At 67.3% G+C, this 7763-nt stretch carries 9 protein-coding genes; 5 read left to right on the top strand and 4 right to left on the bottom strand.

Going from position 1 to position 7763, the window contains the following annotated elements; all coding sequences use genetic code 11:
- The 4 genes from WU80_RS25640 to WU80_RS23305 form a co-directional block, all read right to left on the bottom strand.
- The coding region (locus WU80_RS25640) for a Zn-ribbon domain-containing OB-fold protein (protein WP_231633897.1) at positions 1–129 on the bottom strand (129 nt) is incomplete at its 3' end.
- 32 nt (positions 130–161) lie between these two features.
- Positions 162–1328, bottom strand: a complete 1167-nt coding sequence (locus WU80_RS23315; RefSeq protein ID WP_055405059.1) for an acetyl-CoA acetyltransferase — start codon at positions 1326–1328, stop codon at positions 162–164.
- Positions 1325–2824 carry a class I adenylate-forming enzyme family protein gene (locus WU80_RS23310; RefSeq protein WP_231633896.1) on the bottom strand — a complete coding sequence of 500 codons (1500 nt, stop codon included), beginning with the start codon at positions 2822–2824 and terminating at the stop codon, positions 1325–1327. The genes WU80_RS23315 and WU80_RS23310 overlap by 4 nt, the downstream gene beginning before the upstream one ends.
- On the bottom strand, positions 2821–3894 hold the full coding sequence (locus WU80_RS23305) for an LLM class flavin-dependent oxidoreductase (RefSeq protein ID WP_055405060.1): 1074 nt from the start codon (positions 3892–3894) through the stop codon (positions 2821–2823). Before WU80_RS23305 ends, WU80_RS23310 begins: the two co-directional genes overlap by 4 nt.
- A 100-nt stretch (positions 3895–3994) precedes the next feature.
- Between WU80_RS23305 and WU80_RS23300 the strand changes: the two genes are divergently transcribed.
- The 5 genes from WU80_RS23300 to WU80_RS23280 form a co-directional block, all read left to right on the top strand.
- The gene (locus WU80_RS23300) at positions 3995–4822 is read left to right on the top strand and encodes a MaoC/PaaZ C-terminal domain-containing protein (protein WP_055405061.1); all 828 of its coding nucleotides are present in this window, start codon (positions 3995–3997) and stop codon (positions 4820–4822) included.
- 2 nt (positions 4823–4824) lie between these two features.
- On the top strand, positions 4825–5463 hold the full coding sequence (locus tag WU80_RS23295) for a TetR/AcrR family transcriptional regulator (RefSeq protein ID WP_055405062.1): 639 nt from the start codon (positions 4825–4827) through the stop codon (positions 5461–5463).
- The gene (locus WU80_RS23290) at positions 5444–6202 is read left to right on the top strand and encodes an SDR family NAD(P)-dependent oxidoreductase (protein ID WP_369808568.1); all 759 of its coding nucleotides are present in this window, start codon (positions 5444–5446) and stop codon (positions 6200–6202) included. The genes WU80_RS23295 and WU80_RS23290 overlap by 20 nt, the downstream gene beginning before the upstream one ends.
- 70 nt (positions 6203–6272) lie before the next feature.
- Positions 6273–7040 (top strand): enoyl-CoA hydratase-related protein, encoded by a 768-nt coding sequence (locus WU80_RS23285; RefSeq protein ID WP_055405063.1) that lies wholly within the window; start codon positions 6273–6275, stop codon positions 7038–7040.
- A gap of 6 nt (positions 7041–7046) precedes the next feature.
- Positions 7047–7763, top strand: a 717-nt coding sequence (locus WU80_RS23280) for an AMP-binding protein (protein WP_156371834.1), incomplete at its 3' end; no start/stop codon positions are given.

The following is a 7763-nucleotide window of genomic DNA, read 5'->3' as shown; positions in this document are numbered from 1 at the left end:
CCACACCAGCGATGAGCCGCCGCAGTGCGGGCAGACGAACCGTGGGTACCAGACGAGCCGCGCGCACGATTCGCATCGTTGGACCGTCAACTCGCGCCGCCGGGCCGCGTCCCAGAAGGGCGCGGACACCGGGCTGGGCTCCGGGACCGGCAGCGTATCGGTCACAGCGTCGCCTCCGTTCCCAAGATGACCGTCGAGGTGGCCGAGAGCACCCCGCCGGTGCCATGTGCCACAGCCGTTTTCGCGTCCGAAACCTGCCGTTCGCCGCTTTCGCCGCGCAACTGGCGCGTTGCCTCGACGAGCAGGAAGGCCCCGAACGCGCCGGGGTGGGTGTAGGAGAGCCCGCCGCCGGAGGTCTGACCGGGCAGGGACCCTCCGGGTCCCAATGCGCCGTCCTCGACAAACGGACCCCCTTCGCCCTTGCCGCAGAAGCCCAAGTCTTCGAGCGCCAGCAACACCGTGATCGTGAAGGAGTCGTATAGCTCGACCACGTCGATGTCGGCCGGGGTGAGGCCCGCGGCGCGGAAGGCGGCCGGCCCGGCCACCGCCCCGGGCGTGACGGTGAGATCGGGCATTTGGGAGATCATCGCGTGCGAGGCCGCAGACGCCGCACCCAGGACGAATGCCGGCGGCCTGGCCAGGTCGCGGGCACGCTCGGCGCTGGTGACTACCAGCGCCGCGGCGCCGTCGGTGACCAGGCAGCACTCCAGCTTGTGCAGCGGTTCGGCGACGAAGCCGGACTCAAGGACGTCCCGCACGCTGATCGCCTCGCGCAGGTGAGCCCGCTCGTTCATTGCCGCCCACCGCCGGGTGTCGACGGCGATCTGCGCCAGCTGCTCGGGCGTCGTCCCGTAGGTCGCCATGTGCCGATTGGCCGCCAGCGCGTAGGCGCTGATCGGCAGCATCACCCCGAACGGCGTCTCCCATTCCAGCCGCTCGGGGGTGGCGAAGACCCCGAGGCCCTTTTCGCCACGCTTGCGCGCGGCGCGCGGCGTCGACGCATAGACGATCACCACCGTCTCCGCCTCGCCGGCCGCGATTGCCGCGGCGGCGTGCTCGACGTACAACCCGTAGCTGGCGCCGCCGGTCTGCGTCGCGTCGGTGAAGCGTGGCGCTATCCCCAGGTACTCGGCGAGCTCGACCGAGTGCATGAGCGTTCCGCCGGTGCAGGTGCACAGCCCGTCGACGTCACGTAGCGACAGGCCCGCGTCGGCCAGGGCGGCGGTGATCACGCGCGCCTCGAGCTCGCGCAGCGGAACGTCGATCACCCCGCTCGCCGAAACCTCATCGGCCACACCGGCAATGGCGGCCACACCACGTGTCGTCAACTTGCTGTCCCTTCGAAGAGTTCGCGCAGCGCGGGTTGGCTGACCTTAAGCGACGGCGTGCGGGGCAACTCCTCGACGATGATCAGGCGGGCCGGGACGTAGTAACGGCTCAATCGTTCACGCACGTACGCGAGCAGCTCGTCCGCCGTGGCGTGGCCGCCGTCGGTCAACTCGACCGCCGCGACCGGCACCCGGCCGAGCCGTTCATCGGGCAGGCCGGTGACCCCAGCATCGCGGACAGCCGGATGGTTACGGAGCACGCCGACGATCTCGCCCGGATTGACCTTGAAACCGCCGCGGATGATGACGTCGTCCGTGCGGCCGTCGATGAACACAAACCCGTCGGCGTCAACCCGGCCCAGGTCGGTGGTCCGCACCCAGTCCCCACCTTCGGTGCGAACCTCGATGCGGCCCTGCTCGCCGGGCGGCATCTCGGTGTCGTCCTCGAGGGACATGACTCGGATCTCCCGGCCGCGTTGCGGGCGCCCCACGCTTCCGCGTTTGGCGGTCGCCCATTGCCGGTGCAGAGCGAGGTTCCAACCGGCCACCCCGCCGGCGAATTCCGTTGCCCCGTAGGATGGCAGCACCGCGACGCCGTAGCGGCACTCGAACCTCGTCTGGACGTCGACCGGCAGATGTGCGGTGCCCGAGGTCACCACCTCGACGCTCGAGAACGCTTCCGGATCCACCCCGGCGTCGAGCACCATCGCCATCGCCGACGGCACCAGGCTCACGGCCTTCGGTCGGTGCCGGAGTAGCAAATCCACGAAGTCGGGAACCCTGAATCGCTCCAGGAGCGCGATCTTTCGTCCCTCGCAGATGTTCATCAGCGTGCGGAACAGCCCGGACATATGCACCAGCGGCGAGGAGACGATGGCGATGCCCGAATGCAGTCTCGGTTCCGGGTCCTGCCCGGCGCCAGCACGGTAATGCGCGCTCGCCGCCGCGATGGTGTGCTCAAAGGAGCTGTAGGACAGCGGTATCCGCTTGGGCGGGCCGGTGGTGCCACTCGTCAGCATCTCGACGGCGATGCCGTCACCGGGCGGGCGGAAGGGGCCCGGTCCGGGATGTTCCAGCCCGGCCACCAGGGTGGCGCCGGCCATGTCATTTGACAGCGCAACACCCAGGGCCCCGGCGGCGGCGTCGACGATTCCTGGACGCTCCCAATCGGTCTGCACCCCCACCACCGCGGGCAACCGCAGCCCGCGGATGTCCGCGCAGAGCCCGGCGTCGCCCTGTGCCGGATTGATCGTGACTACGCAACCGTCGGTCAGCAGCACGCCGAGCAGGGCCCCGACCATCGCGGGATGATTGCGCAGCACCAGGCCGACGGGGGCGCTCGGACCCAAACGGGCTGATGTCAAACAGCTTTGAACGCCCGCGGCCACGTCTGACAATGCCTGCCAATCCACCCACCGGCTCTCATACTCGATCGCGGGCGCCCGCGGGTCGAGGTCGAGCACCGCGCGGATGCGGCCGGCGAGTTGCTGACTCAAGCCGCGGCTGCCGCGAGTTCGGTCGCCGCAGGGATCACCTCTTGGGCGAACAGCTTCATCGACTCGTATACCTTCGTGCGGTCCATGGCGCCGCCGCGCGACATGCGCAAAATGATGTTCCGCCAGCCCATGTCGATGACCGTGCGCATCTTGCCGATGATGCGGTCCGGGTCACCCATCAGCGTGAGGTGGGAATTCAGGACCTGTTCGTAGCTCTGCTTGTCGTGCTTGTCGAACCAGTCCGAGTAGGCCTTGTAGTCGGCCGGTATCTCCCCGCCGCGCTCGAACGGGCTCGAGTACTTGCGATGGGTCTGAATGGAGAGCTCGACACTCTCACGCGGGTAACTGCGGGCGAATGCGTCGTCCTGGTGGCAGAAGGCATTGAGCAGCGCCCACACGTTACCGGTGGCCGCGTCGAGCCCTTTTTCGGATTGCACCTTCAGGTAGATGTCCAGGGCCCCCTGCAAATCCGGGTCGACCTGATAGGGGTTGCCGATGATCGCGCCGAAACCCTTCTCGGCGAGCCACTCGAAGCTCGACGGCGTCTTCATCACGGTGCCCCACACGGGGATCGGCTGTTGCGCGGGCCGCGGGTAAATCGTGACGTCCTGGACCTGGAAGTACTTGCCCTGGAAGCTGACGCTTTCTTCGGTCAGGAGGCGGCTGACGATTTCCACGCACTCTTGGTATCGCCCGGTGGCCTCCTCCATCGAGATGCCGAAGCCCTTGAACTCGTGGGCCTGATAGCCGCGCCCGAAGCCGGCGTCGAAGCGCCCGCCGGACAGGACGTCGACCAAGGCGATCCGTTCGGCCAACTGGATCGGCTCGTGGAAGGGCGCCACCATGCACGCGGTACCGATGCGGATGCGTTCGGTCTGCGCGGCGATGGCCGTCGCCACCTGCGGCAGGTCCGGGAGCATGCCGTAGGGGGAGAAGTGGTGTTCGGCCAGCCAGATCTCGTCGTAACCGAGTTCCTCCGCCCAGCGCGCCTCCTCCAGCACGTTGGCCAGCACCTCCCGCTCGCTGAGGTGGTTGGGCTTGTCGCCGAGGATGAACACGCCGAACCTCATGTCGGTCCCTCCCGTTGTCCGCTTCGAAAAGTAGTTGCACTGACTGCGACAATACTGCACGATTGAACACATATCGTCAATCCGTCTAGTAGGAGGTTCCGTGGCGCCGTTCGACTCTGCGGTCGGAACTGCACTGCCGCCGAGCACCTTTCGCTGGGACGACACTGACGTGATCCTCTACGCGCTGGGCGTGGGCGCCCGCCCGCCGGCCGAGCTGCGGATGCTCAACGAGGCCTGCGGTCCGGATGTGCTGCCAACGTTTGCGTTGGTGGCGAACTGGTGGGCCGTCAAGGACCTGCGCGGTGTGCTCGACCTGGGGACGTATCCGATCGTGCACTCGGCGCAGTCGCTGGAAATGCGCCGGCCGATCGGTGCCAGTGGGGAAGTGTGCGTGCAGGCGGAGGTGTCGGCCGTGTGGGACAAGGGCAAACACGCCGCCGTCGAATTGACCAGCCGCGGCGCCGACCAGGACGGGACCGTGTTCGTCGCCAAATCCCAAACCATGGTCCTCGGTGCGGGGGGATTTGGCGGTGAGCGTGGGCCCGCTGCCGAACCGGATCCCGACGGGCCACCGGACGCTGTGTTCGACGACGTCGTCCGGCCCGAGCAGGCCGCCCTCTACCGGCTCTCGGGCGACCGCAACCAGCTGCACATCGACCCGGATGCGGCCCGCAAGTACGGCTTCGACGACGTATTCCTGCATGGGTTGTGCACGCTGGGATTCGCCGCCCGGGCGGTGATCGGCCGGATCGGCGACGGGGATCCGCGGTCGCTGACATCCTTGGCCTGCCGGTTCTCTAAGCAGGTGAAGCTCGATGCGCCGCTGCGGACGGAGATCTGGCGAACCGAAGATTCGGTGCGCTTCCGGACGCTGCAGGGCGACGCCGTCGCCCTGAGCTCCGGAACCGCCACGCTGGCAGGGGTATGAGCATGGACCAACGACGGGCCCGCGGGTTGCGCAACCGACAGGCACTCATCCATGCGGCGATCGAGCTGTTCGCCACCCAGGGTTACGAGGCGACCACCGTCGACCAGATTTCGGCGGTCGCCGGGGTCGCGCCGCGCACGTTCTTTCATCACTTCGCGAACAAGGAAGACATCCTGTTCGACGGCTATGCGGAGCGGCTACAGGAGGCGATCCGCCGCTTCCGCGCCGCGCGATCCGACTCCCTGTGGGACGCCCTCGCCGAAACGTCGACGGCCGTGGCGCAGGCGATCGTCGAGCAGCCCGACATGTTCCTGGTCCGCGCGCGGATGTATCACAGCCTGCCGGCGCTGCGCGCGACGATGCTGCGGATCAACGAGGACTGGATCGATCAGCTCACCACCGAGGTCGCGCGCTGGCTGGGGAGCGACGTCCAAGCGGACTTGCGCCCCCGGCTGGCCGCCGCTCTCATCAACGCCGCCAACCGCGCCGCGATCGATTCATGGGTCGCCGCCGGTGGCCAGGGTGACTTGTCGCAACTGATGACCGAATCCGTGGAGCTTGTGCGGCCCTCGATCGCCGGGATCGAGCGCGCCGGCACGGCTGCCGGACCGGGGCGGGGGAGTGAGCAGCGTGTCGGGTGACTCACGTCCCCTCGCGGTGGTCACCGGGGGAGCGCGAGGCATCGGGGAATCCATTGTGGCCGCACTGATTTGCGGCGGACACCGGGTCGCGGCGATCGATGTGAATGCGAAGGCCATTGGACGCGCGAACGATACAGACGAGGCGAGGGCGGGATTGCTTGTCCCGATGAACCTGTCGATCACCGACCGTGGGGCGGTCGAGGAAGCGCTGGAGGGATTGGCGGAGCGGCACGGGCCCGTTCGAGCCTTGGTCAACAACGCGGGAATGACGCTGCCCGGAACGTTTCTCGAGCAGACGGACGAGGACTGGGACCGCATTGTCGACGTCAATCTCAAGGGCACCTTCGTGATGGCACAGGTCGTCGCACGGCAGATGGTGGCCCACGGCGGCGGGGCCATTGTTAACGTCAGCTCGGTGTCGGCCCACGGGGTACGCACCGGGCCGCCGGCCTATGCGGCCGCCAAGGCCGGCGTCGAGGGGTTGAGCCGGCTGATGGCCGTTCAGCTCGGTGTCCACGCCATCCGGGTCAACACCGTCGTTGTTGGCACCACCGCGACACCGTGGCTGTTGTCGCGCAAGACGTCGGACGAGCTGGCGCAGATGCGCCTGACGACGTTGACCGGAAACATCGGGGAACCGGAGGATGTCGCGGGCGTGGTGGCATTTTTGTGTTCACCCGCCGCCAAACACGTCACCGGCCAGCTGATTTCGGTGTCGGGTGGGCAGTGGATGCCATGACGTCGATGTGGAACGACAAGACAGATGCTGATGTAGTGTTTACTGCTACGAATCGATGCCAGGGGATGTCGTGGAACTGAAGAGAATCCTGTTCGACGTCAGCGAACAGGTCGCCACCATCACGATCAACCGACCGGAGCGGCTCAACGCCACCGACGACCTGACCCGCACCGAACTCGGCATAGCGTGGGCTCGGGTGCGGGAGGACCCCAACATTCGGGTGGCCATCATCACCGGGGCCGGCGACCGCGCGTTCTCCGCGGGCCAAGACATCCGGGCAACGGCCGAGGGCGGCATCCGCAACAAGGTTCCCGGCTCGCGGCTGCACCACAACGTGTGGAAACCGGTGATCTGCGCCCTCAACGGGATGGTCGTCGGCGGCGGCCTGCACCAGGTCGCCGACGCCGACCTCATCATCGCGGCCGAGCATGCCGAGCTGATCGACACGCATATGGCAGTGGGCAACGTGTTCGCGCTCGAGCCCGCGGTGCTGCTGCGCAGGATGCCGCTGTCAATGGTGATGCAGCTCGGGCTGATGACCAAGCAGGGCCGGATCAGCGCGCAGCGGGGCTACGAGATCGGCCTGATCAACGAGGTCGTGCCCGCGGACCGGCTGCAACAGCGGGCGCGCGAAATCGCCTTGGACATCGCGAAACTCTCGCCGGCGACGGTCCAGGCGTCGATTAAGGCGATGTGGAGCAGCCTCGACGTCGGGCTGCGCGCGGCCAACGATGTCGCGTACCGCTATGTTCTGCAACACCAGCTGACCCATCCCGACTACCGGGAAGGGATGCTCGCGTTCGCGGAGAAGCGGCAACCACGGTGGGTCGTGGAATGACGCGCCATGGGTGAATCCGCACGAACCTTCAGCTACGACCCGCTGCCCTATGCGCCCGTCGTCCCGCCGATGCTGGCCGACCTGGTCGCGGCGTACGGCGACAACGACTTCGTCGTCAGCTCGGCCGGTGCGGGGACGATCGAGCGAATCACATACGGGCAAGCCGATATTAGGTCCGCCGAGATGGCGCGGCGGCTGCTGGCGGCTGGGATCACCAAAGGCGTTCGGATCGGAATCTTGGCGCCCAACGGGCCCGACTTCGCGGTCGCCTTCCTGGCGGCCACGCGGATCGGCGCGGTCGCGGTGCCGATCAACACCTTCTTTCAGCCGCCGGAGTTGGGGTGGGTGCTTCGCGACGCCGACATCCACACCCTGCTGTCGGTCGACTCGCTGCTCGGCAAGGACATGCTGGCCCGGATTACGGAGGCCACAGGTGATCCTTCGGTAGGCAACGAGCCCCTCGCCATCGAACGAGTACCTCAGTTACGCAACGTCTTCGCCCTTGGCGACACCGATCGGAAATGGCCTTCCAGGTGGCCGGAACCGGTGCCCGAGGCGTTTCTGCGCGCATGCGAATCCACCGTCCGCCCGTCCGACGACCTGGTCGTCATCTACACATCGGGAAGCACCTCCGACCCGAAGGGCATCATTCACACGCACGGCACCGCGATCGCGCATTCTCGCTTCGTCGCCACCCAGCACGAGCTGTCTCTTATACACATC

The sequence above is a fragment of the Mycobacterium sp. UM_11 genome (genome assembly GCF_001414075.1).
In the GTDB taxonomy this organism is placed as follows: domain Bacteria; phylum Actinomycetota; class Actinomycetes; order Mycobacteriales; family Mycobacteriaceae; genus Mycobacterium.
This window is presented reverse-complemented; position numbering and strand designations above follow the sequence as displayed.